The sequence below is a fragment of the Rhodobacter sp. P2_H5 genome, from assembly GCF_056403335.1.
This window is the reverse complement of the sequence record NZ_JBFUFS010000070.1, coordinates 1-1,056: the sequence shown is the minus strand read 5'-3', so window position 1 is coordinate 1,056 and position 1,056 is coordinate 1. Positions and strand designations below refer to the sequence as shown.

Sequence of the window (1,056 nt, the reverse complement as noted above, 5' to 3'; positions counted from 1 at the left end):
ATATGGAGTAGGGTGGATTTTCCGCTGCCAGACGGTCCGATCAGAGCGATCCGCGCTTCCGGCTCAATCCCGCAAGTGATGCCGGATAAAACGCGGCTGCTCTCCCCGTCAGTCGCTGGATAGGTTTTGCCCACTGCTTTGATTTGAACCAAGGCCTCATTCATGGCTGATCGCCCCATCCTTCAGACGCAAAATCCGATCGGCACGGCGCGCCAGCGCCTCGCTATGGGTGGCGATCAGGGTGGCCTGCCCGGCAGCGCGGCGCGCTTCGAACTGCGCTATCAGGCGGTGTTCGGTGGCGGCATCAACCTCAGCGGTCGGCTCATCCGCAATCAGGATCGGCGGATTGCAGGCCAGCGCCACGGCCAGACCAGCCCGTGCCGTTTCCCCACCCGAAAGCTGGGTGACACGGGCAAATCCGCGATGCGCCAGACCTACGCTGTCCAGCAAAGCCTCAGGTCGCGTGGCGTCTGCCATGCCGCCCAACTGCATTTGCAGGCGGATATTCTCGGTCAACGACAGGTGGGCAAAGAGGTTTCCCGATTGCATTAGGATGCCGAGAAACGTCGCCCGAATTGCAGCCCGCGCCGCCTCGGGTTGCCGCGACAGGCGCACCCCGCCGATTGTGACCAGCCCGGCGTCGGGCTCATCAAGGCCCGTCAGGCAGTTGAGCAAGTTTGACTTGCCGCTGCCCGATGGCCCCATCACCGCGGCGATTTCGCCAGGCAGGAGGGTCAGGCCCACACCGCGCAGGGCAATGACCTCATCGCCGCCTGTGTGAAAGAACTTATACAGATCGCGTGCTTCCAGGATCATCCTAGCGCCACTCGAACGAGCGTGACATCAATTCCCACTGATCGACGTTGTCAGCTCCAGTCGGGGCGTAAAGGTCCAGTGCGGCGAGCGTGCCCGATTTGAAGAACAGATAGCGGGCATTCTCCAGCCGGACTTGCTTCATGGTGACGGCATTCGGTTCGGAGTTCGACGTGTAATCGATGCGGATCGCAGGGCCCCCGGGCAAGGTTTCCGCACTGATGCCCTTAACCTCAACGGCCC

General features: G+C 62.1%; 3 protein-coding genes. All 3 read right to left on the bottom strand.

The genetic code is table 11. The features are described from left to right. On the bottom strand, positions 1-164 hold a 164-nt coding region (locus AC1DVR_RS23500; RefSeq protein ID WP_478003044.1), incomplete at its 3' end, for an ATP-binding cassette domain-containing protein. After that, positions 157-816: an ABC transporter ATP-binding protein gene (locus AC1DVR_RS23495; protein ID WP_478003043.1), complete on the bottom strand. Its 660-nt coding sequence runs from the start codon at positions 814-816 to the stop codon at positions 157-159. The genes AC1DVR_RS23500 and AC1DVR_RS23495, both read right to left, overlap by 8 nt. Before the next feature lies 1 nt (position 817). Further along, a partial coding sequence (locus AC1DVR_RS23490) for a hypothetical protein (protein WP_478003042.1) occupies positions 818-1,056 on the bottom strand: 239 nt, incomplete at its 5' end.

Coding starts and splice junctions, on each gene's coding strand:
- AC1DVR_RS23495 (WP_478003043.1), bottom strand. CDS start 816: ATGATCCTGGAAGCACGCGATCTGTATAAGTTCTTTCACACAGGCGGC.